The 24198-nt window shown below is 62.8% G+C and carries 21 protein-coding genes; 7 read left to right on the forward strand and 14 right to left on the reverse strand.

The window, feature by feature from the left end:
• Nucleotides 1-440 precede the first annotated feature (440 nt).
• Nucleotides 441-788 (forward strand): polyhydroxyalkanoic acid system family protein, encoded by a 348-nt coding sequence (locus ACP7AD_RS10060; RefSeq protein WP_426146406.1) that lies wholly within the window; start codon nucleotides 441-443, stop codon nucleotides 786-788.
• A gap of 12 nt (nucleotides 789-800) precedes the next feature.
• Nucleotides 801-968: a hypothetical protein gene (locus tag ACP7AD_RS10065; RefSeq protein ID WP_426146404.1), complete on the forward strand. Its 168-nt coding sequence runs from the start codon at nucleotides 801-803 to the stop codon at nucleotides 966-968.
• Nucleotides 969-988: 20 nt separating this feature from the next.
• Here ACP7AD_RS10065 and ACP7AD_RS10070 read toward each other — a convergent pair whose 3' ends face one another.
• Nucleotides 989-1243, reverse strand: a complete 255-nt coding sequence (locus ACP7AD_RS10070) for an acyl-CoA-binding protein (RefSeq protein ID WP_426146403.1) — start codon at nucleotides 1241-1243, stop codon at nucleotides 989-991.
• Between the two features lie 274 nt (nucleotides 1244-1517).
• On the opposite strand from ACP7AD_RS10070, the gene ACP7AD_RS10075 reads away from it, so the two are divergent.
• The gene (locus tag ACP7AD_RS10075) at nucleotides 1518-2993 is read left to right on the forward strand and encodes a wax ester/triacylglycerol synthase family O-acyltransferase (RefSeq protein ID WP_426166100.1); all 1476 of its coding nucleotides are present in this window, start codon (nucleotides 1518-1520) and stop codon (nucleotides 2991-2993) included.
• A gap of 622 nt (nucleotides 2994-3615) precedes the next feature.
• On the opposite strand, the gene ACP7AD_RS10080 is transcribed toward ACP7AD_RS10075, so the two are convergent.
• Both ACP7AD_RS10080 and ACP7AD_RS10085 read right to left on the reverse strand, forming a co-directional pair.
• Nucleotides 3616-4383, reverse strand: coding sequence for a type III pantothenate kinase (locus ACP7AD_RS10080; RefSeq protein WP_426146400.1), 768 nt, complete (start codon nucleotides 4381-4383; stop codon nucleotides 3616-3618).
• Between the two features lie 86 nt (nucleotides 4384-4469).
• Nucleotides 4470-5138 (reverse strand): LuxR C-terminal-related transcriptional regulator, encoded by a 669-nt coding sequence (locus ACP7AD_RS10085; protein WP_426146398.1) that lies wholly within the window; start codon nucleotides 5136-5138, stop codon nucleotides 4470-4472.
• 85 nt (nucleotides 5139-5223) lie between these two features.
• Here ACP7AD_RS10085 and ACP7AD_RS10090 point away from each other — a divergent pair, with 85 nt between their 5' ends.
• Entirely contained in the window at nucleotides 5224-6501 is a 1278-nt protein-coding gene (locus ACP7AD_RS10090; RefSeq protein ID WP_426146396.1) for a sensor histidine kinase, read from the forward strand.
• A 47-nt stretch (nucleotides 6502-6548) separates the two neighbouring features.
• A complete protein-coding gene (locus ACP7AD_RS10095) occupies nucleotides 6549-7538 on the forward strand; it encodes a response regulator (RefSeq protein WP_426146395.1) in 990 nt (329 codons plus the stop codon).
• A gap of 4 nt (nucleotides 7539-7542) precedes the next feature.
• Here the strand turns inward: ACP7AD_RS10095 and cqsA are convergent, their stop codons facing one another.
• Nucleotides 7543-8790 (reverse strand): alpha-hydroxyketone-type quorum-sensing autoinducer synthase, encoded by a 1248-nt coding sequence (gene cqsA / locus ACP7AD_RS10100; protein WP_426146394.1) that lies wholly within the window; start codon nucleotides 8788-8790, stop codon nucleotides 7543-7545.
• A gap of 151 nt (nucleotides 8791-8941) precedes the next feature.
• Nucleotides 8942-9382, reverse strand: a complete 441-nt coding sequence (locus ACP7AD_RS10105; protein ID WP_426146392.1) for a rhodanese-like domain-containing protein — start codon at nucleotides 9380-9382, stop codon at nucleotides 8942-8944.
• Between the two features lie 151 nt (nucleotides 9383-9533).
• On the opposite strand from ACP7AD_RS10105, the gene ACP7AD_RS10110 reads away from it, so the two are divergent.
• A complete protein-coding gene (locus ACP7AD_RS10110) occupies nucleotides 9534-10463 on the forward strand; it encodes a PPK2 family polyphosphate kinase (RefSeq protein ID WP_426146390.1) in 930 nt (309 codons plus the stop codon).
• A gap of 118 nt (nucleotides 10464-10581) precedes the next feature.
• Here the strand turns inward: ACP7AD_RS10110 and ACP7AD_RS10115 are convergent, their stop codons facing one another.
• The 4 genes from ACP7AD_RS10115 to ACP7AD_RS10130 form a co-directional block, all read right to left on the reverse strand.
• Nucleotides 10582-11304 (reverse strand): ABC transporter ATP-binding protein, encoded by a 723-nt coding sequence (locus ACP7AD_RS10115; protein WP_426146389.1) that lies wholly within the window; start codon nucleotides 11302-11304, stop codon nucleotides 10582-10584.
• Between the two features lie 13 nt (nucleotides 11305-11317).
• Nucleotides 11318-13255: an ABC transporter permease subunit gene (locus ACP7AD_RS10120; protein WP_426146387.1), complete on the reverse strand. Its 1938-nt coding sequence runs from the start codon at nucleotides 13253-13255 to the stop codon at nucleotides 11318-11320.
• A 2-nt stretch (nucleotides 13256-13257) separates the two neighbouring features.
• Nucleotides 13258-14133 (reverse strand): branched-chain amino acid ABC transporter permease, encoded by an 876-nt coding sequence (locus tag ACP7AD_RS10125; protein ID WP_426146385.1) that lies wholly within the window; start codon nucleotides 14131-14133, stop codon nucleotides 13258-13260.
• A gap of 110 nt (nucleotides 14134-14243) precedes the next feature.
• Entirely contained in the window at nucleotides 14244-15446 is a 1203-nt protein-coding gene (locus ACP7AD_RS10130) for an ABC transporter substrate-binding protein (RefSeq protein ID WP_426146383.1), read from the reverse strand.
• A 391-nt stretch (nucleotides 15447-15837) separates the two neighbouring features.
• Between ACP7AD_RS10130 and icmF the strand changes: the two genes are divergently transcribed.
• Entirely contained in the window at nucleotides 15838-19131 is a 3294-nt protein-coding gene (icmF, locus tag ACP7AD_RS10135; RefSeq protein WP_426146381.1) for a fused isobutyryl-CoA mutase/GTPase IcmF, read from the forward strand.
• A 126-nt stretch (nucleotides 19132-19257) separates the two neighbouring features.
• Here icmF and ACP7AD_RS10140 read toward each other — a convergent pair whose 3' ends face one another.
• The 5 genes from ACP7AD_RS10140 to gorA form a co-directional block, all read right to left on the reverse strand.
• On the reverse strand, nucleotides 19258-19419 hold the full coding sequence (locus ACP7AD_RS10140) for a hypothetical protein (protein WP_011802893.1): 162 nt from the start codon (nucleotides 19417-19419) through the stop codon (nucleotides 19258-19260).
• Nucleotides 19420-19432: 13 nt separating this feature from the next.
• Entirely contained in the window at nucleotides 19433-19573 is a 141-nt protein-coding gene (locus ACP7AD_RS10145; protein ID WP_426146378.1) for a hypothetical protein, read from the reverse strand.
• Nucleotides 19574-19676: 103 nt separating this feature from the next.
• Nucleotides 19677-20750 (reverse strand): DUF6352 family protein, encoded by a 1074-nt coding sequence (locus tag ACP7AD_RS10150; RefSeq protein WP_426146377.1) that lies wholly within the window; start codon nucleotides 20748-20750, stop codon nucleotides 19677-19679.
• A gap of 463 nt (nucleotides 20751-21213) precedes the next feature.
• Nucleotides 21214-22713, reverse strand: coding sequence for an AMP nucleosidase (locus ACP7AD_RS10155; RefSeq protein WP_426146375.1), 1500 nt, complete (start codon nucleotides 22711-22713; stop codon nucleotides 21214-21216).
• 71 nt (nucleotides 22714-22784) lie between these two features.
• The gene (gorA, locus tag ACP7AD_RS10160; protein ID WP_426146374.1) at nucleotides 22785-24152 is read right to left on the reverse strand and encodes a glutathione-disulfide reductase; all 1368 of its coding nucleotides are present in this window, start codon (nucleotides 24150-24152) and stop codon (nucleotides 22785-22787) included.
• Nucleotides 24153-24198 lie beyond the last annotated feature (46 nt).

The following is a 24198-nucleotide window of genomic DNA, read 5'->3' on the forward strand; positions in this document are numbered from 1 at the left end:
GTACGCCAGCCGGCCTGACAGACGTTGCATTGAGGTGTTCTGCGCTTGCCTGCAACTGAATGAGGCTAAATGGAATGAAAGAGACCGGTGCCGCCCATGCCGATGGCATTGCGGCTGGATGGATGGCGCCAGGGCGGGTTGGGGTACGCGCTGTTTCGGCTCAAAAACCGGCGGCAAGCCGGCAAAACCGACAGCCGCGCGGGGCATTAAATCAAAAACGCTGTTACATGTCAAATTAACAATTTTTCGTATTTATTTACATGTTTAGCGAATTCTACATTTTACAGGCTTGGCCTTTTTTGGGAGGGCACTCACAGCATTACCCGCCGGCCTGGCCCGTTTGTCTCGCGCAGCAGTTTTATGATGCTGTCCAACGGCGCCGACTGCCTTGGGGGCAGGCGGGGCGCGCCAAGCTGACCACCACCTACCCGGAGAACCCCATGGCTGACATTTACATTGATCGCGTTCACACGCTGGGGCTGCATGAAGCACGCCAGATCGCCTTCAAATGGGCCGAACAGGCCGAAGCGCAATTTGGCATGGAATGCACCTATGAGGAAGGCACGGCCAGCGACCTGGTCAGCTTCAGCCGCACCGGCGTCCACGGCACGCTGAGCGTGACGGACGACGGTTTTGAGCTGGCAGCAAAACTCGGGTTTTTGCTCGGCGCCTTCAAGGAAAAAATCGAAGCCGAGATTGTCAAGAACCTTGACACGCTGATTGCCAGCAAGGCCGCCGTGCCCAAGGCAGCGGCCAAAAAAGCAGCCACCCGCAAGAAAACCGCCTGAGCAGCCGGGCACTTGCTGCCCGAGCGCTACAACCTTGTCGGGTTTGACCTGGTGTCGATCCGCCTGGCGGTGGACTGCGCGCAGGCCGGCACCATGGGCTTGCCCATCGCCACGCTGGCAACTATCAAATCAATAGCTGGATGCGCCGGCCCCGCTTGCGCAAAAAGCCTTTTTGATTGAAATTTACGGCGCAAGCCGGTTCAACCGAGCTCCTTGATCAGGTCGATGTATTGCTGCATCGCCGCGTCCTGCGGCGTGCCCTTGAGCTTGCTCCAGGCATCCCATTTGGCGCGCGCCACCATGTCGCCGAAGCCGGGCTTTTTCTCCAGGTTGTCGCCCGCACTGCCCTGCTTGTAGAACGCGTAGAGTTTCAACAGCGTGGCATTGTCGGGCCGCTCGCTCAAGTTTTTGGAATCGATCATGGCTTGGTCGAAAGCCGCTTTCAGGTCTGACATGGGAAATGCTCCGTTCGTTTTTTTGCACGCAAGCCCCCGAAGGAAAAGCTTCGGGTAACTGCCGGTTATCTTAGCGACAAGTTCCCCGCAAAATACTCTAGCCACTCCAGCTCGGGGCGGCGTTGCACAGGGGAAATACTTGATGGTCACACGCGTTACAGCGGCTCTAACAGGCAAAAGACCGGCCCGGCTCCAGCCTGAAAAAACCGCGCCCCGAAGGCCGGAAAAACCCGCCGCATCGCCGCCATGGCGGCCGCACCTGCCCGACGAACGCATGAGCAAGGTGGACACCGCCTTTCTGCGCATGGACAACCCCGGAAACCTGATGCAGATCACCGGCGTGTGGCAATTTGCCCCTGGCGTGAAGTACGCGGCGGTCTGCGAACGCATTGAAAACACCCTGGTCCGCTACGACCGCTTCCGCCAGTGCGCGGTGCAGGACGCGACCGGCGCCTCCTGGGTAGCCGACCGCCACTTTGACCTGGCGCACCATGTGCTGCGCGAAAAGTTGCCGGCCAGCGCCCCGGGCGCCCAAGAGCTGGCCTTGCAAGAGCGCGTGGCCGAACTCGCCAGCCAGCCGCTGGACCGCAGCCGGCCGCTCTGGCAGTTCCACCTGGTCGAGCACTACACCAGCCTTGACGGCGTGCGCGGCAGCGCGATGATTTTGCGCATCCACCACTGCATTGCCGACGGCATTGCGCTGCTCGGCGTGATCATGTCGATGGCCGATGGCGGCGCGCCGCCGCCCATGCCCGGCGAACCGGGCGCTGCCGCCGCGCCGCCGGACACGCAGAACGGGCAGGACGCGCAGGCGTGGATGGTCGACAGCGTGCTCACGCCGCTGACGCGGCTGGCGGTCCGGACGCTGGATGCGCTGGGCGACGGCGCGGCGCGCTCGCTTGGCCGGCTGAACCAGCCGGGCGGCGGGCTGGGGCTGGAGCGCGGCATCGAGGCGGGCGTGAAGGGTTCGCTGGACATGGCTAGGCTGCTGCTGCAGGTGGCGGGCGATTCGGCCGCGCTGACGCTGATGCCAAACGACTCGGCGACCCGGCTCAAGGGCAAGTCTTGCGGCATCAAGAAGGTCGCCTGGTGCCAGCCGGTTCCGCTGGACGAGGTGAAGGCGGTCGGCAAGGCGCTGGGCTGCTCGCTCAACGATGTGCTGCTCGGCTGCCTGGCCGGCGCGCTGGGCGAATACCTGAAGTCGCTCGGCGATGACGTGGACGGCCAGGACATCCGCGCCATGGTGCCCGTCAACCTGCGAGAGCCGGCGCCAAGCCCCACGCTGGGCAACCACTTTGGCCTGGCGCCGCTGCTGCTGCCGATTGGCGTCAGCAACCCGGTCGAGCGGGTCTTTGAGGTGCGCCGGCGCATGGCCGCGCTCAAGGGCAGCTACCAGCCGCTGCTAGCCTTCGGCCTGATGGCCGCAGCCGGCCTTTGCCCGAAGTCTGCGCAAGACGCCATGCTCGAATTCTTCTCGAAAAAGACCACGGCGGTGATGACCAATGTGCCGGGGCCGCAGGGCAAGCTGCGGTTTTGCGGCGCAGTGCTGGAGCAAACCATGTTCTGGGTGCCGCAGTCGGGCGATGTCGGGCTGGGCGTGTCGATCCTGAGCTACGGCGGCGGCGTTCAGTTCGGCGTGATCACCGACAGCGCGCTGTGCCCGCAGCCGCAGCGCATCGTTGACGAATTCATGCCGGAGTTCGCCCGGCTGTCGATGGTGACGCTGATGCTGCCGTGGGACGAGGCGTGAAGGCCTGATGATGCGGTGCGGGCTTCACGCCTTGAAATGTGGTGACTGCTTGCCTTGCTGCAGGTCAACGGTTTTATTGATCTTTTGTGATGGCCTTTTTTGGCAAAGTGCAGGTTTGCGGTCTCTTTTTCCTGCTGCTTCTGTGGTTTGAGGGATGAGCGCCTTCCCGGCGGGGGGTAACTTTCTTTTCTGGCAAAAAAGAAACTCACGAAAGAAAGTTGCCTTGGGAGCGGGTTAGAGCTGAACGCTCTGACGAGCCATCGCTTCGCTTGGCCCTGGGTTCCTTGATTGGTGGCTCGCGGCCAATGCCTGTCATTGGCTGCCAGCCATAAGATCAAGTATCCAAGGGCCCAGCGAAGCGATGGCCTGTCAGAGCGTTCAGCTCTAACCCGCTCCCGACCTCAGGCAACTTTCTTTGGTGACTTTCTTTTTTGCCAGAAAAGAAAGTTACCCCCCGCCGGGAAGGCGCTCACCCGCCAAACCACAGAAGAACTTACCAAGCCAAAGGCAATCAACAATCGACGCAGCAATCAAATCGGAAGCATTAGTAGTTACGAAATATGCATCAAATCAGCCTTCCACGCTTTATTCACGGGCGTAAGCAGCTATCTATTCAATAGCGTCAAGCCTTGAAACGCCGGGAGGCAATTTCCAGCAGGCCGTCGAAGATCAGGTTTTCGACCAGCTCGAAGCGGACGGTCATGCTCGGCGCCATTTTCCAGCCGGCGCCGCCGGTCATGATGCATTCGGGCGCTTCGCCGCAGTGGCTCGTGAGGTTGTCGACCATGCGCTGGACCGCGCCGGCAATCGCAAACGTGCCGCCGCTGGTCAGCGCGTCGCTGGTGTTGGTCGGAAAATCCCGCACCTCGCCGGTCGGCACATGCAGCCCGGCCGTGCCCGATTCGAGCGCGCGCAGCATGATGCCGTGGCCCGGCAGGATGATGCCGCCCAGGAACTTGCCCGATGCGTCGATGGCCTCGACCGTGACAGCGGTGCCCACCATCACCACCAGGCAGGGCTTGCGGATGCCGCGTGCCAGCAGCCGGTGGTGCGCGCCGATCATGGCCACCCAGCGGTCGGACCCGAGCCGCGCCGGATGGTCGTAGCCGTTGCTCAGGCCGGCCTCCTGCGGACTGGAAATCACCCAACTTGGCAGCACGTCCCAGATTTCCATCTGCTCGGTCAGGCGCCGCTTGATGGCGTCGCCGGCCACCACGCAGCCCAGGATGGCCGAAGGCTCGGCCAGCCCCCGCCAGTCCTCCTCGGCGAGCCGGTCGATATTTTCAAGGAACACCGCGCCATGGGCCAGCAGCTTGGCGCCTGTCACCGGGGCGTCGTACTGGGCCCATTTCAGGCGGGTGTTACCCACATCAAGCGCTAGGAAAGTCATGGGGCTGGATTATGAACAGGTTTGCGCCACGGCCAGCGCCTGATCGACGATGGTTTTCCCGCAATAGGGTGCCCTGCTGCGCCAGATCAAATCAGGCCGTACCAGCAGGCGCGCTGCACCGCCGCCAGCTTGTTGTCGACCTGGAGCTTGCCCATGGCGTTGGCCAGGTGAAAGTTGACGGTGCGCTCGCTGCACGCCAGCATCTCGCCAGTCTTGCGCGCGGTCATTCCCTGGAAGGCCAGTTCCAGGCATTCGAGTTCGCGCGGACTCAGCGGATTGCGCGCCTGAGCCAGCGCCCGCTTGAGCAGCGGCCAGATGTTCAGCGCCGACCAGGCCAGCTGCGACGGCTCGGTTCGGTCAGGCCACTGGCGCGCGCTGAACAGGTAGCATTCGAAGGCGCGGCCCATGGTCAGTGGAAAGGCGATACGCACCACGCTTTGAAAACCGTGCGCCAGCCACAGCCTGCGCCAGCGGCCCATGTCGCTGAAAGCCGACCGGGAAATATCCTGCCAGGCCACCAGCGGCGCATCGGAATCCCGCCAGGGCGCCCCGAAGTCCTGGCTGGCGGCCAGCGCATACGCCGCTTCGAGCAGGCGCGGCGGATGCAGGGCCAGCACCAGCCGGCTTTCCTGTCCGGCGAACGGGTCGGGACCGAGCACCACCAGCGCCTCGACCGAGAATTCGCGCAGCGACGACAACCAGTCGCTCATGATGCCGTCCAGGCAGACGCTGTCAAAGTTAGCAGGTAGTTGCATCAAGGATGAAGGGGAAGAACAGGGACAATGGTTTAAAGGGCAAGACAAGTTATGGCTCGATACGCAGGCTCCGGCTCAACGCCAGATGGAAAAAATTCGCCGCACCTCACAGTTTTTACAGCACGCGCCACGCCGCTGGACACTCGCGCCCCTGGAGCCGATTTTGCATGCGTCGCCGTGGCGCATGCGTCTGCTAGGCTTGGCGACGATGCTGGGCCAGCCGCTGTTCGGCTGGATCTGGTCCAGCTGGCTGGTGCAGCCCTACGAAAACCTGTGGCTGCGCGGCCTGATGAGCCTGCTGGGCGCCACGCTGCTGCTGCCCGGGCTGAGCCGGGATTTTTCCAGCCCAGCGACGCGGCTGCTGGTCACCCTGATCATGTGGATCGAAATCCCCCTTTTTTTCAGCTGGATGTACTTTTGCAATGCCGGTAGCGCAGCCTGGCTGGGTACCGTCTGCACCATGATCGTGTGCTACTACCTCCTGACCGACTGGCGCATCGCCACGGCAGGCATCGCCAGCGGCGCCCTGCTGTCATGGACGCTGTTTGCCTGGCTGATGCCGAACGGGCTCCAGGCCAATCCGGTCGATGGAGTGGTCATCGCCTACAGCTGGACCTGCGCGCTGCTGCTCGGCCTGTCGTCGGCCAACCTGCGGCGCGACCAGCTGGCCCACACGCTGGCCACCATGGGCATCATGGCGCACGAGCTGCGCACGCCGCTGTCCACGGCTTCGCTGATCGGCGACGCGCTGCAAATGGAAATCGGGCGCGAGCAGGCGCATCCGCGTGCTGCCAAACTTGAACAGCTGGGCCAGCGCCTGCAGGCGCTGGTGCGCTCGATGAATCACCAGATCGACACCCAGATTGCCAACGCCAAGCTGCTGCAACTGCCGCGCTACAGCGAAGCGGTCTGCGCCGCCAGCCTGGTCAGCGATACCGTGGCGGCCTATCCCTACACCTCAAGCCGCCAGCGGGAGTGCGTTAGTGTGGTGATTCACCATGACTTCACTTTTTGCGGCTCCCCGGCCCAGTTTTCCCAAGTGCTGATGAACCTGATGAAAAACGCCCTGCACTCCCTGGCGGCGGCCGATTCGTCGTACGCGGCAGGTGCGCTGCGCATCACGGTCGACTGTGGGCCGGACAGCGGCCGCATTGCCGTGGCAGATGACGGCGTCGGCGTCGATCCGGCCTTGCTGCCGCATATTTTCAAGCCCTTTTTCTCCAGCAACCGCAGCACCGGGCATGGCCTGGGCCTGGCCTTTTGCCAGCAGGTGGTGCGCAGCGCAGGGGGCAGCATCCGGGTGGAGTCAAGCCATGCCATAGGCGCTGTCTTCACGCTGACCCTGCCGCTCGCCCCGTCCTGAACGCTGCCGATGACTGCGTTTGAATTTCCTTTACAAAGCCTCCCGCCATGTCTTTCCCCCTTTATCGCCGGCCCGGCCGCGTGATTTTTCTCGACGATGACCCGGATTACCTGGAAATGCTGGGCGAGGTCATGCCACCCGACTGGCCCGTGCAGCTGTTCCTGCGGCCCATCGCCTGCATCGACCTGCTCAAGCAAGATACCGCGCAGCGCGAAAAAGACGCTTGGGCTCAGCAGGAAATCATCCACCGCTGGCGCGAAGGCGCCCTGCTGATCCCGCAGATCCTGCGCTACTGGCAGGGCGACAGAGCCGCGCGCTTCGCTCTGGTGCAGCTTGCCGTGGTGGACTACGCCATGCCGGCCATGAGCGGGCTGCGGGTGCTGGGCGAGTTGCGGGACTGGCCGGGCTCGCGCATCTTGCTGACTGGCCGCGCCGACGAGCAGCTGGCAGTTTCGGCGTTCAACCGGGGGCTGATCAACCAGTTCATCCCCAAGCAGTCGCCAGACCTGCGCGCCTGCCTGATGCGCGCCATCGAGGACCTGCGCCATCAGCCCGACCAGCGCCACCAGCAGATCTGGTGCGCCACGCTGTCGCCCGGCCAGCTTGCGCTGCTGGCCGACCCGGTCATTTTCCAGGCGCTGCACAGTCTCACGCAGCAGCACGGCTGGAGCGAACATGTCGTCATCGGCGCGCCGTTTGGCATGCTGGCGCTCAACGCCCGGGGACAGGCCAGCTGGCTGCAGCTGGAGCCAGCCGGCAACCTGGGCGAGCTGGCCGAGATGGCGCTGTCCCAGGGCTGGAACGAGCGCGTCGTCCAGGACATTCGCAGCGGAAAGAGGCTTGTGGACCTGGAACTGCAGCTGGCACTAGGCGCCGGCCATCAGCCCAAGCCTTGCGAAGCGTTCGTCCTGACCGGCGAGGCTGGCCAGCTTCATGCGGCTATCTTTGCCATCGGTGAGCCGTTCAGCCCGGGCTTGAGCACCAGCTACGTGCGCTTTTTGGCCAACCATGGCGAAAGGCGATTGCCGCAAGATTAGGCCATCACACCTGTTCGGTGCGGGCGCGCCGGGCAATCGGCCACTCCGACGGCTGGAGCACGGGCAACAGCGTGCGCATCGTCTGCTCGATGCGGTCCATTTCGGCGCCGGTCAGGCCGGCGTTGAGCGTCAGCCGCACCATCGCGCGGTTGCGGCTGGTGGCCGGGGCGCAGAAAATCGCGCCAAAAATCTGGTGTGCCTCGAGCTGGTCGCGCAGCACCATGGTGGCCGGCTCGGTGCCGGTTTCCAGCGCAATGATCTGCTGGCTGCCCTGGTGGATCGGGTAGCCCATGCTGGACAGGCTGGCGCGCAACCGGCGGGTGTTGGCATGCAGCCGCTCCCGCTCGGCGTCGCTGCCGCGAACCACCTCCAGCGTGGCCGCCAGCCCGGCAATCTCGTGCGGCAGCAGGCACGAGCTGAAGATGTTCGGGTAGCTGTTGTGCAGCACGTAGTAACGCATGGCGGCCGGAATGGTGAAAAAGCCGGCGCGGCCGGCAAACGCCTTGGCCAGGCTGGCGGTGATGAAATGCACGCGATCCGTCAGGCCCAGCTCGGCGCACAGCCCCGCGCCGTGCGGGCCGTGGGTTCCCAGCGAATGCGACTCATCGACCAGGATCGTGCAGCCGTGCTGCTCGACCACCTCGACCATCCGGACCAGCGGGCACAGCGCGCCGGTGGTGCTGTACACCGAGTCCACCACCACCACGCCCGGCCCGTGGCGCTCGATCATGCGCGACAGGTGCTCCGGGTCGTTGTGGCGAAACGCATGGGCCGGCGCGCGTGCAGCATGCGCGCCTTCCCAGAGCGAGGTATGGGCCAGGCTGTCGAGGTAGACCGGCGTCTGCTCGTCGGCAATCGCCTGCAGCAACCCGACATTGGCCGAATAGCCCGACTGGCAGACAAAACCGTCTTCCTTCCCGACCCAGGCCGCGAGAGACGCTTCGAGCGTTCGGCACGGATGGGCATCGAGCAGGAAAACGCCCGACTGGATCACGCTTTCGTTGCTGTGCTGCAGGCTGGCAATCTGCGCCCGGACGATGTCCGGATGGCCCGCTATGCCCAGGTAGTCATTGCCATCGAGCCGGATCGAGTCCGATCCGGGGTTGCGGCCATGCAGGATGGGTTTTCCGCCCCACTGGCTTTGCCAGTGGGCCATGAATTTTTGCTCAAAGCGCTCGCGCAGGCGCGGCAACAGGGGCGGATTGCGGGGGGCGGCAGTGCCAGGACGGGTGGTGCGATCAAGTATTTGCATAAGGCTGTTCCTTTGTTAAAAACAGACTTATTGAAAACTTTCTCACAAATAGTCACGCCTTGACCCCTGCTACATCTGACAGGCTAGCGCGTTTGCTTCTCCTGAAAAGTTCTCACCATGCGACGTTGCAACAATCTCCCCGTTGAGGCCATTACTTCTGCATCCAGGGCAGGCCCCGCAGGCGCCAGCCGCCCCGGTGACCGCGCTGGGCTTGACCGTCGGCGTCGCCTTCAAAGCCTTCAAGAATGTTGTAGGCCTCAAGCCCCAGTTCCGTAGCACGGCGGGCAGCGGCCACCGAGCGAACACCGCTTCGGCACAGCAGCACAACCTTGGAGCCAGCGGAAACCGCCGCCTTCAGGGCATCGTCAAAACCGGTATTCAGTTCCATGCCAGGCCACTGTTTCCAGGCCACGGGCACGGCGCCCGGGACAAAGCCAACCCATTCGCGTTCAGCGTCGGTCCGCACATCAACCAGCACGGCCTTGCCCGCCTGCAGCCATTGCCAGGCCAGCGCTGGCGTGATGTCGCCGGCATAGCCGGTGGCCGCTTGCATGCCGGCGTCTGCAGCGTCTGTTGTCGAATCGGTTTTCATAAAAATTCCTGTCACGGTTAAGGCCAGGGCCTGCCCGTTTCCGCCACGCGGACGGCGCGGCCTCTGGCATAAAAATAAGTGTATTCGTTCAGGCTACACCGGCATCGGCGCGCAGAATCAACTCCAACCACACACATTTCACGAAACCCCGATGACCTCAAAAACGGCTGACACCTCTTTTGCCCAGAGTGCGCCCGGCTCCCCGGCCGGCAAGGATGAACGCAAGGCGGTGGCCGAAAAGCTCCTGCGCTGGCAGGTTCCGCTGGTCGGCGACCTCGGCAACGGCAACGGCAAGAAGAAAAGCAAGGCCTGCAGCCTGGCCGATTTCGACCCGGGCGCCAAGCCGCTTTCATCGGACGACAAAGCGCGCGACAAGGAAGCGGTGGACGCGCTGGCGCTGGAACTCGACGGGCTGCAAAACCTGTTTTATGCCGACCGCCGCTACAAGCTGCTGGTGGTCCTGCAGGGCACCGACACCTCGGGCAAGGACGGCACGCTGCGCAGTGTGTTCAGCCGCATGAGCCCGCTGGGCGTGCACACGGCGGCCTGGAAAGCGCCGAATGAAGACGAGCGCGCCCGCGACTACCTGTGGCGCATCCACCAGAAGGTGCCGGCCGCCGGCGAAATCATGGTCTTCAACCGCAGCCACTATGAAGACGTGCTGGTGCCGCCGGTGAACGGCTGGATCACGCCGGCGCAAACCGCGCAGCGCTACCGGCAGATCAATGACTTTGAGCGCATGCTCAGCGAAAACGGCACGGTGATCCTGAAGTTCATGCTGCACATCAGCTTCAAGGAACAAGGCGAGCGGCTGCAGGAGCGGATTGACGACGTAACCAAGCACTGGAAGTTCGCGATGGGCGACCTGGATGCACGCAAACAGTGGAAGCAGTACCAGCACGCTTATGAAGACCTGCTCAACGCCACCAGCACACCGTGGGCGCCCTGGACGGTGGTACCGGCCGATTCCAAAACCCACCGCAACCTGATGATCGCCCTGCGGGTTCGCCAGGCCTTTGAACAGCTCGACCTGCGCTACCCGCCCGAAAACGAGGCGCTCAAGGGCATCAAGGTGGTTTGAGAAACCAGCGGCGAGATGTCAAGCCGTTGCCGGCCAGAATTTCAAGCAATTCATGCCGTTTCCGCACGTCTTATCTGCGTTAGCAGCTATATTTTCAATAGCAGTTTCAGACTAGCGGTCAATGCCCACCGCCCAGATAGGCCGCCTTCACCGCCGGGTCGTCACGCAGTTTTGACGCCTCGCCATGCACCGAGATGCGGCCATTCTCCAGCACATAGCCGTAGTCGGCCACCTTCAGCGCGGCGGCGGCGAACTGCTCGACCAGCAGCATGGTGACGCCGCGCGACTTCAGGTCGGCAATGATGCGGAACACTTCCTCGACCAGAATCGGCGCCAGTCCCATCGATGGCTCGTCGAGCAGAACGATCTCGGGGTTGAGCATCACGGCGCGCGCCATCGCCAGCATCTGCTGCTCGCCGCCCGAGAGCGTGCCGGCCAGTTGCGTGCGCCGCTCCTTCAGGCGCGGAAACAGCTCCATAGCCTTTTCCAGGTCGCCCTGCACATCGCCCTTGGGACGGCTGCCGGTCAGGCGCGGAAAGGCGCCCAGGATCAGGTTGTCGGTCACGGTCATGGTGGCAAACACGCGCCGGCCTTCCGGCGAATGCGCCAGCCCCTGCTTGGCGATGGCGTAGGACTCCAGGCCATCGATGCGCTTGCCGTGCAGGTTGATTTCGCCGGCGGTCGGCTGGATCATTCCCGAGATGGCGCGCATGGTGGTGGTCTTGCCGGCGCCGTTCGAGCCGATCAGCGTGACGACCTGGCCCTTGGGCACTTCCATCGAAATGCCGTGCAGGACCTGCACCTTGCCGTAACCGGCTTCCAGGTTCTTGATACTCAACATGGTGTTTCTTTCCTTATGCGACCGTGCCGCCGAGGTAGGCCTCGATGACTTTTTCATCCGCCTGCACATCGGCAGGCTTGCCTTCGGCAATCTTCTGGCCGAAGTCGAGCACCGAGACGGTGTCGCACATGCTCATCACCACGTCCATGTGGTGCTCGATCAGGATCACGGTGATGCCATGGTCGCGGATCTTGCGGATGATGGTGACCAGCTCCTTGATGTCGGGCGCGGTCAGGCCGGCAGCCGGTTCGTCGAGCAGCAGCAGTTGCGGGTCGAGCGCCAGTGCACGCGCGATTTCCAGCAGGCGCTGCTTGCCGTAAGGCAGGTTGCGCGCTTCTTCGCTGGCCAGCTCGGCCAGACCGACAAAGCGCAGCAGGCCCATGCCGCGTTCGATGGCCGACGTTTCCTCGCGCCGGTAGCGCGGCGTGTGCAGCGCCACATCGAGGATAGTGCTGTCAAAGGTGTGGTGCAGGCCGACCTGGACGTTTTGCAAGGCCGTCATTTCGCCGAACAGCTGCACGTTCTGGAAGGTCCGTGCAATGCCCGACAACGCGATGTCGGACGAGGTGCGCCCGACCACCGAGCGGCCAGCAAAGTCGATGCTGCCGGCGGTCGGCACATAAATGCCGGTCAGCACATTCATCATGGTGCTCTTGCCCGAGCCGTTCGGGCCGATCAGGCCGTGAATGGTGCCGCGCTTGATGCGCAGGTCCACCTGGTTGATCGCTTTGAGGCCGCCAAACTGCATCAGCACGCCCTTTGCAATCAGCAGGTCGCCGCCGGCCTCGGCGCCACCGGAACGGGCGGCCACCGAAATGGCATCCTTGCCATGGTCCTCGCCTGCCTTGCCGATGAACTCGGGTGCAGGCTTGCGCACATGGAACAGCGCGCGCACAAAGCCGACGATGCCGTTTTGCAGGTAATACACCACGAACAGGATCATCAGGCCGAAGATGCTCAAGCGCCAGTCGGTGATCGACTGCAGCCAGAAGGCGAAGCCGGCCAGCGCGATGGTGCCGACCACTGGAATCGCCACCGCCTTGGGCGTGGTGACCTTCTTGGCCAGGCCCACCCCGGCACCGACCGCCATCAGGACCGCCAGCGCCGTGGCAACAATGCGAAACAGTTCCAGGTCGTCGAGCAGCTTGGGCAGGATCACGATGATGGCCGCGCCCAGCAAGGCGCCCGAACGCGTCTTGCGCCCGCCCATGATGACGGCCAGCAGAAACAGCACGGTCAGCTCGAAGTTGTAGGTATTGGGCGAGATGTACTGCTCCGAATAGGCGTACAGGCAGCCGGCCAGTCCGGCAAAGCCGGCGCTGATCACGAAGGCATAGACCTTGTAGCGGTAGACCGACACGCCCATGCAGTCAGATGCCACCGGGCTGCCGCGCAGCGCTTCAAAAGCACGGCCTAGTTGCGACTTGAGAATGCGGTCCACCACCACCAGCGAGATCACCATCAGACCGAATGTCAGCCAGTAAAAACCGTGCTCGGTGAGCTTTTGGCCAAACACCATCGGCTTGGGAATGGTGATGCCCAGCGGGCCTTCGGTGAGGAAGGTCATTTCGTTGATCAAGATCTGGATGATGGTGCCGAAGGCCAGCGTCACCATCGCCAGGTAAGGTCCGGTCACGCGCAGCGCCGGCAATGCCAGCAGCGCGCCAAAACCGGCCGTCACCGCGATGCTGGCCGGGATGATGACCCACAGCGGCGCGCCCAGCTTCAGGAACAGCACGCCGGCGGTGTACGAACCCACGCCGAACAGGCCGGCATGGCCGAGCGACACCTGACCGGTGTAGCCGACCACGATGTCCAGTCCATACAGCAAGATGGCATAGATCATGATCGTGCCGATCATGTGGATGTAGTACGAATTGCTGGTCATCAGCGGTGCAGCCGCCAGCAGGGCCAGCCCGATCAGGGCGGCCACAAGGGTCTTTCGGTTCATCTTCAAACTTTCTTGATCGCGTTTTTACCAAACAGGCCGGCCGGCTTGAACGCCAGCACCAGCAGCAGCAGCACCAGTCCCGGAACGTCCTTGTAGCCGGTGGACAGGTAAAACCCGGTGGTGGTTTCCGCCACGCCCAAAATGATGCCGCCAACGATGATGCCCATGCCGCTGGTCAGCCCGCCGATGATGGCCACGGCAAAGGCCTTCAGGCCCAGCACCGAACCCATGGTGGCGCCGGTCAGCGTCAGCGGCGCGATCAGTGCGCCGGCAAACGCGGCGGTGGCCGAGGACAGCGCATACGAAAAGGTGATCACCAGCCCGGTGTTGATGCCCATCAGCTTAGCCGCGTCGCGGTCGTTGAAAGTCGCCACCACGGCCTTGCCGTAGATGGTCTTGCGGTTGAAGAACTCGACCGCCAGCATCATCAGCACGGCGCCGACCACCACCAGGATTTCCATGGGCAGCACATTGGCGCCCAGCACTTTCAGCGGCGCTTCGGGCAAGGGGGATGGAAACTTCAGGTCGTCGCGGCCCCAGATGTTCTCGGCGACGTTCTTGAAAATGATGCCCAGCGCAATGGTGGACATGATCCAGCCGAACTCGCTCTTGATCTTGATCGCCGGGCGCACGCCGATGCGCTCCACCAGGCCGCCCTGCAGCAGGCCAAACACGATCACCAGCGGCAGCATCAGCCAGTAGTTCACGCCCATGTTGACCAGCGTCAGCCCGACCATGGCGCCCAGCATCAGCGCATCGCCCTGGCCAAAGTTCAGGGTATCGGAAGTCTGGAAGGTGAGCTGATAGCCAAACGCAATGACTGCGTAGATCATGCCCAGCGCGACACCGCTGTAAATGAGTTGAAGCAGGATTTCCATATATTCAATTCCGCAAAAAATTAGGTCTGGTCAGGCCGCACACGGCGGCGGACAATAAAAAAGCACCGCGGCAGCTGGCGCGGTGCTTTGCTCTCTGCAGTCTTTCAGACTTACTTCTTGACGCGCACTTCAGACGCCTTCTTCTGGTCGTCCGGGTAGGCATACACCACGCGCTGGCCCTTGACCTCGCCGAACACCGGAATGTTGGCCGTGATGGCTTCGTGGTCCTTGGCGGTGAAGGGCTTGTTGTAGGTGGTGATCACGCCTTCAACCGGCGTCTTCAGGTCCTCCAGCGCCGCCTTGATCTTGGGGCCTTCGGTGGAGTTCGCCTGCTTGATGGCGGCAGCCAGCAGGTAGATGGAGTCGTAGCCCTGGGCCGCCGACACCGGCGAGTCGATACGCTGGTTCTTCGGGTTGAAGGTTTTCAGGTAGTTGATGATGAACGCCTGGCGCTTGGGCGTCGTCGGCTCCTGGATGAAGGTTTGCGGCATGCGCGCGCCCTCGCCGCCGGGGCCGGCATTGTCGATGTAGTTGGCCATCGACAGCGTCCAGCTGCCGACCATCGGCACTTTCCAGCCCAGCTTGGTCATGCCGTTAGCGATCTGCGCCAGTTCGGGGCCGATGCCGTAGGTCAGGATGACTTCGGCGCCGGCTTCCTTGGCCTTGAGCAACTGGGCCGTCATGTCCACATCCTTGATGTTGAACTTCTCGGTGGCCACCGGGGTGATGCCCTTGGCTTTCAGCGCGGTCTCCAGATCGGCGCGGCCAAGCTGGCCGTAGTTGGTAGAGTCGGCCAGAATGGCGACCTTCTTGAAGCCGCGCCGTGTGATGGCTTCTTCCACAATCATCGGGGCCTGGATGCTGTCATGCGCCGCATTGCGGAAGATGTAGTTTTCAGGCTGGTCCTTGAACTGCTGCGTGATCAGGCTGCCGGTGGCCACGTTGTTCATGACCGGAATCTTGGCTTCCTGGAAAAACCGCTGCGACGCCAGCGCCACACCGGTATTGATGTAGCCCACAGTGGCCGAAACCTTTTCCTTGTTGATCAGCTCCTGCGCAATCTGCACGCCACGCTCATTCTTGGCTTCGTCATCGCGCTCGACGACCTGCAGCTGGCGGCCAATCACGCCACCGGACTTGTTGATTTCATCGACCGCAAGCCGGACGCCGTCGCGCATGCTGACCCCCATCGACGACGAACCGCCGGTAAACGGACCCGACACACCGATCTTGATGGGGTCAGCCGCGCTGGCCATGCCAGCGAAACTCAGAACGGCTGAGGCCACCGCCAGTTGGGCAAAACGAAAAGTCATGATGTCTCCTAATGATGAATAAGCTCGGCGTACGCAGTGTTCAACGCCAGACTGCCCCGTGGCTTTTACAGCGCATGGGTTGGTTATTAATCTAGCCGACTCGACAGAAACCCGCATGGGTGTTTTCCTCAGAGAAACCCTCAGCCAGGCCCAAAAAAGCTGAATATTTTTTAACACGACACACAAAATATTTCACGCCATCACTTTCCAATATCCCCGCAAAAAAACATTCGGGTTAACCCTTTGCTCAACAGCCTAAAAAATCGAGTCGCTTATTGAAGCTAAAAGTACCGATATTTTCCGCCGCTGTAAGTTGACGTTTACGTAAACGTAATATCATGGCGTTTTGGCACCTCAGGGTGCTTTTTGCCACCCCCGAGGAGACTTCCCCATGACCGATCTGTCTGCCGACTACAAAGCCCTTGCCAGCTACCGCCCCACGAACAAGGTGCGTTTCATCACCGCCGCCAGCCTGTTTGACGGGCACGACGCAGCCATCAACATCATGCGGCGCATCCTGCAGGGCATGGGCGCCGAAGTCGTGCATCTGGGCCACAACCGCAGCGTCGACGAGGTCGTGACGGCCGCGCTGCAGGAAGACGCGCAGGGCATTGCCATCAGCTCCTACCAGGGCGGACATGTGGAGTACTTCAAGTACATGGTGGACTTGCTCAAAAGCCGGGGCGGTGAGCATATCCAAGTGTTTGGCGGCGGCGGCGGCGTGATCGTCGGGCCGGAAATCCGCGAACTGCAGGCTTACGGCGTGGCGCGCATCTTCAGCCCCGAGGACGGCCAGCGCATGGGCCTGGCCGGCATGATCGGCGAGATGGTGATGCGCTGCGACAAGGACCTCTCTGGCTTTGCGCCCACCGGCATCGAGGCCATCGAAGGTCATGGCGAGATGAACTGGCGGGCGCTGGCCCAGCTGATTACCGCGCTTGAAGATGGCAAGGCAAATGAGGCTCTGGTGCAGGCGGTGCGGACGCAGGCTGCTACTAAAAAGATACCGGTACTGGGCATCACCGGCACCGGCGGCGCCGGCAAGTCATCGCTGACCGACGAATTGATCCGCCGCCTGCGGCTCGACCAGAACGACCAGTTGCGCGTGGCCCTGATCAGCATCGACCCGTCGCGGCGCAAGAGCGGCGGCGCGCTGCTCGGCGACCGCATCCGCATGAACGCCATCAACCCGTGGAGCCAGGGCCAACGCGTCTTCATGCGAAGTCTGGCAACGCGCGACTTCGGCTCGGAAATCAGCAAGGCTCTGCCGGACGTGATTGCCGCCTGCAAGGCCGCCGGCTTCGATCTGATCATCGTGGAAACTTCCGGCATCGGCCAGGGCGACGCGGCCATCGTGCCGCATGTCGATGTGCCGATGTACGTCATGACGCCCGAATTCGGCGCAGCCAGTCAGCTGGAAAAAATCGACATGCTCGATTTTGCCGAGTTCGTCGCCATCAACAAGTTCGACCGCAAGGGCGCGCTCGACGCCTTGCGCGACGTGGCCAAGCAGGTGCAGCGCAACAAGGAAGCCTGGAACACGCCGGCCGACCAGATGCCGGTGTTCGGCACCATGGCCGCGCGCTTCAACGACGACGGCGTGACCGCGCTGTACCAGGCGCTCAAGGTGCGCCTGGGCGCGCTCGGCCTGTCGCTCACTGACGGCGCCCTGCCCTTGGTCAATGTGCGCCACAGCACCAACCAGACGCCGGTGGTGCCGGCCGCACGCACGCGCTACCTGGCCGAAATCACCGACACGGTGCGCGGCTACAAGAAGCGCGGAAAAGAACAAGCCCACCTGGCACGGGAAATCCAGCAGCTGCGCGCCACTTCAAGCATGTTGACCGCCAGCAAATCCGACACCCTTGACGCTGTTGACGCGGTAGTCAAGCTGGCCGTCGAGCGCGAACAGACACAGGACCCGTCAGCCAAAAAGCTGCTGGCCCAGTGGCCCGAGATGCAAAAGGCTTACGCCGGCGACGAGTACGTGGTCAAGATCCGCGACAAGGAAATCCGCACCGCGCTGACCAGCAAATCGCTGTCGGGCACGACGATCCGCAAGGTCTGCCTGCCGACCTACGAAGACCACGGCGAAATCCTCAAGTGGCTGATCCTGGACAACGTGCCGGGCAGCTACCCCTACACCGCCGGCACCTTTGCCTTCAAGCGCGAGGGTGAAGACCCAACCCGCATGTTCGCCGGCGAAGGCGACCCGTTTCGCACCAACACGCGCTTCAAGCTGCTGAGTTCGGGCATGGCGGCCAAGCGCCTGTCCACCGCCTTCGACTCGGTCACGCTCTACGGAAACGACCCCGACCCGCGCCCGGACATTTACGGCAAGGTCGGCAACTCGGGCGTGTCGATTGCCACGCTGGACGATATGAAGGTGCTCTACGGCGGCTTCGATTTGTGCAGCCCGACGACCAGCGTGTCGATGACCATCAACGGCCCGGCGCCCAGCATCCTGGCGATGTTCATGAACACCGCCATCGACCAGAACATCGACAAGTTCAAGGCGGACAACGGCCGCGAGCCGACCGACACCGAGATCCTGAAAATCCGCGAATGGGTGCAGGCCAATGTGCGCGGCACGGTGCAGGCCGACATCCTGAAGGAAGACCAAGGCCAGAACACCTGCATCTTCTCGACCGAGTTCAGCCTGAAGGTGATGGGCGACATCGCCGAGTATTTCGTGCATCACAATGTGCGCAACTTCTACAGCGTGTCGATCAGCGGTTACCACATCGCCGAAGCCGGCGCGAATCCGATTTCGCAGCTGGCGTTCACGCTCTCGAACGGCTTCACGTTTGTCGAAGCCTACCTGGCGCGCGGCATGCACATCGACGACTTCGCGCCGAACCTGAGCTTTTTCTTCAGCAACGGCATGGACCCGGAATACACCGTAATGGGCCGCGTCGCCCGCCGCATCTGGGCCGTGGCGATGAAGGAAAAATACGGCGCGAACGAACGCAGCCAGAAGCTCAAATACCACATCCAGACCTCGGGCCGCAGCCTGCATGCGCAGGAAATCCAGTTCAACGACATCCGCACCACGCTGCAGGCCTTGATTGCGATTTACGACAACTGCAACTCGCTGCACACCAACGCTTTTGACGAAGCCATCACCACGCCGACCGAAGACAGCGTGCGTCGCGCCATGGCGATCCAGCTCATCATCAACCGCGAATGGGGCCTGGCCAAGAATGAAAACCCGTCGCAAGGCGCGTTCATCATTGAGGAATTGACCGAAATGGTCGAGGAAGCCGTACTGGCTGAATTCCAGAACATCGCCGACCGGGGCGGCGTGCTCGGCGCCATGGAAACCGGCTACCAGCGCGGCCGCATCCAGGACGAGTCGATGCACTACGAGATGCTGAAACACACTGGCGAATTGCCGATCATCGGCGTCAACACCTTTCGCAACCCGCACGGCGACGCGGTGCACGACAAGTTAGAGCTCGCCCGCTCGACCGACGAGGAAAAGCAGAGCCAGCTCCAGCGGCTGGCAGACTTCCACGCCCGCCATGCCGGCGAAGCCCCGGCACAGCTCAAGCGCCTGCAGCAGGCGGTGATCGAGAACAAGAACGTGTTCGAGGTGCTGATGGACGCGGTGCGCGTCTGCTCGCTCGGGCAGATTACCAATGCGCTGTTTGAAGTCGGCGGGCAGTACCGGCGCAATATGTAAGCCTCACCAGCACCGGCTCCGCACCCGGCATTAAAAAAAAGAAACCCGGACAACCGATGCGGATCGCGCCTCGGTAGTCCGGGTTTCTTTTTGGCCGAGCACATAAGGCTCCGGCCAGTCCGTGGCTTAACCCTGGTGGGGACGCTTGCCTGGATTCTTCTTGCTGCGGGTGTGCGAACCACGCTCAAGGCTGATCTTCTGGCCGTTGCCAGTGGTGATGGTGTAGCCTTTTGGCGGCACTGGCTTGGGGGCGCAGATGTCGGCCTCGACTCTGATTTTCTTGGACATGGGAGACTCCGGGTTAAAAATGGGCTGAACGGCTGATTTTAAGCCACTGCGCGCCATCGTCTGCATTTGTGCAGCCATCCCTGGCCAATTCGCCACCGGCCTCGCCGATGGCAGGCAATAGCGGCAGCGACACGCACGCCAGGGTGAAGCCCATACGCAGCCCTGCTTTTACGGCCGCATGGGCGACTTGCAGGCGAGCCCTTGCCGTTGGGACAGGCGATGGCAAGAGGCCGGTAGCCTGTCAGGCGCACACGCCCTCACTGCATCCAAGCACGCAGCGGCAGGTTCACCAGCAGGTTTTGCGGTTTGATCCGAAGCACACCCTCGGCATTCATCATCAGTCCCAGATAGACCGGCTTGCCTGCCACGTCGGCGCGCATTTCCTGCGGGTCTTCGAAATCAAGGCGGAACAGGCTGACCAGCCGGCTCAGGCGTTCCGTTGCCACGTCCCGGCCTTCATACAGGTCATTGAGCAGGGCCGTCGCCTCCGTGTCGAGTCCCAGATGCCAGCGCCAGGCATCATCATCGATCTTTTGCAAGGGCCGGATGACGACGCCGATGCCCAGAAAGTGGCGAACCCATTTTTGCAGCACGCCGGCCAGCGCCTTCAGGCCGGAGCGCGCCCGGGTCATTTTCAGCACCAGGCCGTGGCTCAGGTCAGTGGTGACTTCGTGCGTGAGGTCGAGCAAGAAAGCATGGCGATCAGCCAATTGCCAGTAATCGGAAGCGTTGGCGTCGCCAAGCACCTGCAGGCTGACGGTTCGCAGCGGCGCCTTGGACTCAGCCAGAAAACGCCCAAAGTCGCCCAGGCCGCCGGTTTCGTTGAACATGTCGATCACCTCGCGGTCGCCACTGAGCACCTGGCCGTCCTGCGTGCTGATGCGCTGGGGGCGAAACAGCATTTCGCCGGCGCGCACTTCATACGCATCTTGCGAATCATGGAGCAGGTTGTGAACGATGGCCTGCGCCAGCAGGTCGATGAACAGCGGGGGAATGGTGATGACGCCCGTTCCGTCGCGCGCGAACAGCCCCAGGTAATAGGCTTCCAGCGTGCCGGCGGCCAGCAGGCCATCGCGAAAGCGCAAAAAGAGCTGGTAGCTGTCGCGCGCATCCTGGTCCTGCACCTTCTGCAAATCGGCAGGTGTGACCGGCCCGGACGGCAATGCCAGCAGGGCCGCATGCAAAGCCCGTTCGGCCTGGCAGGATTCTGGCACTGGCGCCAGTTCCGGACGGGCCAGGAAACACCGCAGGTAATCGTCGGTTGGCAACAGCCATCCGCGAGGATTGCGCTGAAGCGGGCTAAAGCCACTGGAAGGCCAGAAATTTTGCATGAGCGCCATCGTCGCACAGCGTGATGGGACCGCGGGAAAGAGTCAGAAAATAATTTCTGTTGATAGCCGCCCAGACGCGTAAACCGGAAGGAACTTTAGAGGCGAAAACGCCCGAATCCGAATCCGCTCCCGCAAGTCCCGTTCTGGCTGGGCCTGTGATGAGCGGCAAAAGCGGGATCAGGGCCGCGCGCTGTTTGAGCCGCAGGCGAGTTTGCGCGGCCCCCCGCTTTTGCCGCTCATCACAGGTTGCCCGAAGCGAAGCGCAGGGACCCAGACAGCCGGGTCGCCTTTTCTTTGCTTACTTTCTTTTGGCGAAGCAAAAGAAAGTGAGTTGCCGCCGGGCAACCCCCGGCCAGCCCAACCAAGCAAAGCCCCTGCTGCTCATCAACCAACAAATCATGGCCAAAAAGCACTCCTGCGCACTACCAGTAAGCGCAACGAGCTATTCAAACCATAGCAAAAATTACTGAAATGCCACCTCCGAAAAACTCCGCAGCTTGCGGCTGTGCAACTGGCTGATGCCCTCGGCCCGCAGCAACTCCACCGCCCGCATGCCAATGCGCAAATGCTGGTCCACCCGGTCGCGGTAGAACTGGTTCGCCATGCCCGGCAGCTTGATCTCGCCGTGCAGCGGCTTGTCGCTCACGCACAGCAGCGTGCCGTAGGGCACCCGGAAGCGAAAGCCGTTGGCCGCAATCGTCGCGCTTTCCATGTCAAGCGCAATCGCCCGGCTCTGGCTGAAGCGGCGCTGCGGCTGGTTGCCCGGCAGCAGTTCCCAGTTGCGGTTGTCGGTCGAGGCGACGGTGCCGGTGCGCATGATGCGCTTGAGTTCCGGCCCCTTGAGCTGCGTCACCTCCGACACGGCCGCCTCCAGCGCAACCTGAATCTCGGCCAGCGCCGGAATCGGCACCCACAGCGGCAGTTCCTCGTCGAGCACATGGTCTTCGCGCACATAGCCATGGGCCAGCACATAGTCGCCCAGCTGCTGGCTGTTGCGCAGGCCGGCGCAGTGGCCAAGCATGATCCACGCGTGCGGGCGCAGCACGGCGACATGGTCGGTGATGTTCTTGGCGTTGGCCGGTCCGACGCCGATGTTCACCATCGTGGTGCCGCTGCGGTCGGCGCGCACCAGGTGGTAGGCCGGCATCTGCGGCAGGCGCGGGGGCTGCACGCCCAGCTCGTCGCCTTCCTGCGCGCTCAGGCCGGCGCGGCGCGTGACCACGTTGCCCGGTTCGATGAAGGCGATGTATTCGCTGTCAGGGTTGGCCATTTCCTGGTGGCCCAGGCGAACGAATTCGTCAATATAAAACTGGTAGTTGGTGAACAGCACGAAATTCTGGAACCAGTGCGGCGACGTGCCGGTGTAGTGGCGCAGGCGCTGCAGCGAATAATCGACGCGCGCCGCCGTGAACAGCGCCAGCGGCTGTGGCTGGCCAGGGCTGGCCTCGTAGGTGCCGTTGGCGATGCCGTCGTCCATGGCCGCCAGGTCGGGCAGGTCGAACACGTCGCGCATCAGCATGCGCCGCGCCGTGCTCATCGTGCCCTCGATATGGTCGTTCTCGGCAAACGAGAAGTGGATCGGGATCGGCTGGGTGCTGGTGCCCACTTCGAGCTCGACGTCATGGTTTTGCATCAAGAGGCGAAATTGCGCCAGGTAGTAGTCGCTGTACAGGTCGGGCCGCGTCAGGGTGGTTTCAAAGTGGCCCGGTCCGGCGACAAAGCCGTAGCTCAGCTGCACGATGTCTGGCGTTTCCAGGATGGCCCGCGCCACTGTCTCGGTGTGGATGCGCACGAACGGATAGCAGGCGCGCACATGGCCGGGCAGCGTGTCGCCGGCCACGTAGCGCTGCATGGCGCTGCGCAGGTGGCTGATCTGCTGGTCGTAGATGGCGCGCACCTGCGCCAGCGCGACCGCCGGGTCGCTGTAGCGGGTGGGGGCGATGAAAGGGGGCAGGAAGGGCATGGACTCGATCACTTTGCGGTTTTGGTATTCATCATGGGCGGCAGGGCAGGATTCGTGCTGCCCCGCAAGATTCAGCGCTTGACCGCCTCGCGCATCGTCACGAATTCTTCGGCCATCGTTGGGTGAATGCCGATGGTGCCGTCAAACACCGCCTTGGTGGCGCCGGCCTTCATCGCCACGGCAAAGCCCTGGACGATCTCGCCGGCGTCGGCGCCGACCATGTGCAGGCCGACCACGCGGTCGGTGGCGTCCTCGACGATCAGCTTCATCAAGGTGCGTTCGGTGCTGCCGCTCAGCGTGTGCTTGAGCGCCTTGAAGTCGCTTTTATAGACGCTGATCTTGCCGAATTTCTCACTCGCGTCAAGCTCCGTATAGCCGACGGTGCCAATGTTCGGGTGCGTGAACACGGCGGTCGGGATGAAGTCGTAGCTCATGCTGCGCGGCGCTTTGCCGCCGGCCGGGCCGAACAGCGCATCGACCACGACCATCGCCTCGGCCAGCGCCACTGGCGTGAGCTGCACCCGCGCGGTGACGTCGCCGACGGCGTAGATTGATGGCACCGAGGTCTGGTACTGCTCGTTCACCTCGACCGCGCCGGATTTGGCTTGCCGCACGCCGGCCGCGTCCAGGCCCAGGCCTTCGACCAGCGGCACGCGGCCGGTGGCATACAGCACGCTGTCCACCGTGAGGTGGCTGCCGTCGAGCAGCCGCACCTGCAGCCCGCCTTCGGAGCGCTCGATAGAGGCGACGTCGGTGTTGAGGTGCAGCGTCACGCCGCTCTTGACCATTTCGCCAGCGATGAAGGCGCGCACTTCCTCGTCAAAGCCGCGCAGCACCTGATGGCCCCGGTAAAGCTGTGTGACCTTCGCGCCCAGACCGTTGAAGATCGACGCGAATTCGCAGGCGATGTAGCCGCCGCCGACCACCAGCAGGCGCTGCGGGAAGGGTGACAGGTCGAACATCTCGTTGGAGCTGATGACGTGCTCGCTGCCCGGAAATTCGGGAATGCTGGGCTTGCCGCCGGTGGCGACCAGGATGTGTTTGGCGCTGTGGCGCTGGCCGCCAACATCGACTGTGTGCGCGTCCACCAGGCACGCCCAGCCATTGATGGTATGAACGCCCGAGCTTTTGAGCAGCTGCACATAAATGCCGTTGAGGCGTGAAATTTCCCTGGCGCGGTTGGATTTGAGCGTGTCCCAGTTCAGCACGGGCGCTTCGCTGACCCAGCCGAAGCCGTGCGATTCCTCGAAGCTTTCGGCGAAGTGGGCTGCGTAGCTGTAGAGCTTTTTCGGGATGCAGCCCAGGTTGACGCAGGTGCCGCCCATCTCGGCCACTTCGGCCAGGCCGACGCGCGCGCCGCGCTGCGCCGCCATGCGCGCCGCGCGCACGCCGCCGCTGCCGCCGCCAATCACGAACAGGTCAAAGTCAAAATCGCTCATAGGGTTCCTTGTGTAGTCTTGCCGTGATTGTGCTGTTTTCGGATGA

Origin of the sequence: Polaromonas sp. DSP2-3-2b2 (assembly GCF_049895905.1) — a bacterium.
GTDB lineage: Bacteria > Pseudomonadota > Gammaproteobacteria > Burkholderiales > Burkholderiaceae_C > Polaromonas.

Excerpts from the sequence above, each read along its gene's own strand:
- ACP7AD_RS10120 (WP_426146387.1), bottom strand. The coding sequence starts at position 13,255 with ATGAACCGAAAGACCCTTGTGGCCGCCCTGATCGGGCTGGCCCTGCTG.
- ACP7AD_RS10085 (WP_426146398.1), bottom strand. The coding sequence starts at position 5,138 with ATGCAACTACCTGCTAACTTTGACAGCGTCTGCCTGGACGGCATCATG.
- icmF (WP_426146381.1), top strand. The coding sequence starts at position 15,838 with ATGACCGATCTGTCTGCCGACTACAAAGCCCTTGCCAGCTACCGCCCC.
- ACP7AD_RS10075 (WP_426166100.1), top strand. The coding sequence starts at position 1,518 with ATGAGCAAGGTGGACACCGCCTTTCTGCGCATGGACAACCCCGGAAAC.
- ACP7AD_RS10090 (WP_426146396.1), top strand. The coding sequence starts at position 5,224 with ATGGAAAAAATTCGCCGCACCTCACAGTTTTTACAGCACGCGCCACGC.
- ACP7AD_RS10080 (WP_426146400.1), bottom strand. The coding sequence starts at position 4,383 with ATGACTTTCCTAGCGCTTGATGTGGGTAACACCCGCCTGAAATGGGCC.
- gorA (WP_426146374.1), bottom strand. The coding sequence starts at position 24,152 with ATGAGCGATTTTGACTTTGACCTGTTCGTGATTGGCGGCGGCAGCGGC.
- ACP7AD_RS10140 (WP_011802893.1), bottom strand. The coding sequence starts at position 19,419 with ATGTCCAAGAAAATCAGAGTCGAGGCCGACATCTGCGCCCCCAAGCCA.
- ACP7AD_RS10115 (WP_426146389.1), bottom strand. The coding sequence starts at position 11,304 with ATGTTGAGTATCAAGAACCTGGAAGCCGGTTACGGCAAGGTGCAGGTC.
- ACP7AD_RS10130 (WP_426146383.1), bottom strand. The coding sequence starts at position 15,446 with ATGACTTTTCGTTTTGCCCAACTGGCGGTGGCCTCAGCCGTTCTGAGT.
- ACP7AD_RS10110 (WP_426146390.1), top strand. The coding sequence starts at position 9,534 with ATGACCTCAAAAACGGCTGACACCTCTTTTGCCCAGAGTGCGCCCGGC.
- ACP7AD_RS10155 (WP_426146375.1), bottom strand. The coding sequence starts at position 22,713 with ATGCCCTTCCTGCCCCCTTTCATCGCCCCCACCCGCTACAGCGACCCG.
- ACP7AD_RS10095 (WP_426146395.1), top strand. The coding sequence starts at position 6,549 with ATGTCTTTCCCCCTTTATCGCCGGCCCGGCCGCGTGATTTTTCTCGAC.
- ACP7AD_RS10125 (WP_426146385.1), bottom strand. The coding sequence starts at position 14,133 with ATGGAAATCCTGCTTCAACTCATTTACAGCGGTGTCGCGCTGGGCATG.
- ACP7AD_RS10060 (WP_426146406.1), top strand. The coding sequence starts at position 441 with ATGGCTGACATTTACATTGATCGCGTTCACACGCTGGGGCTGCATGAA.
- ACP7AD_RS10145 (WP_426146378.1), bottom strand. The coding sequence starts at position 19,573 with ATGGGCTTCACCCTGGCGTGCGTGTCGCTGCCGCTATTGCCTGCCATC.
- ACP7AD_RS10070 (WP_426146403.1), bottom strand. The coding sequence starts at position 1,243 with ATGTCAGACCTGAAAGCGGCTTTCGACCAAGCCATGATCGATTCCAAA.
- cqsA (WP_426146394.1), bottom strand. The coding sequence starts at position 8,790 with ATGCAAATACTTGATCGCACCACCCGTCCTGGCACTGCCGCCCCCCGC.
- ACP7AD_RS10105 (WP_426146392.1), bottom strand. The coding sequence starts at position 9,382 with ATGAAAACCGATTCGACAACAGACGCTGCAGACGCCGGCATGCAAGCG.
- ACP7AD_RS10150 (WP_426146377.1), bottom strand. The coding sequence starts at position 20,750 with ATGCAAAATTTCTGGCCTTCCAGTGGCTTTAGCCCGCTTCAGCGCAAT.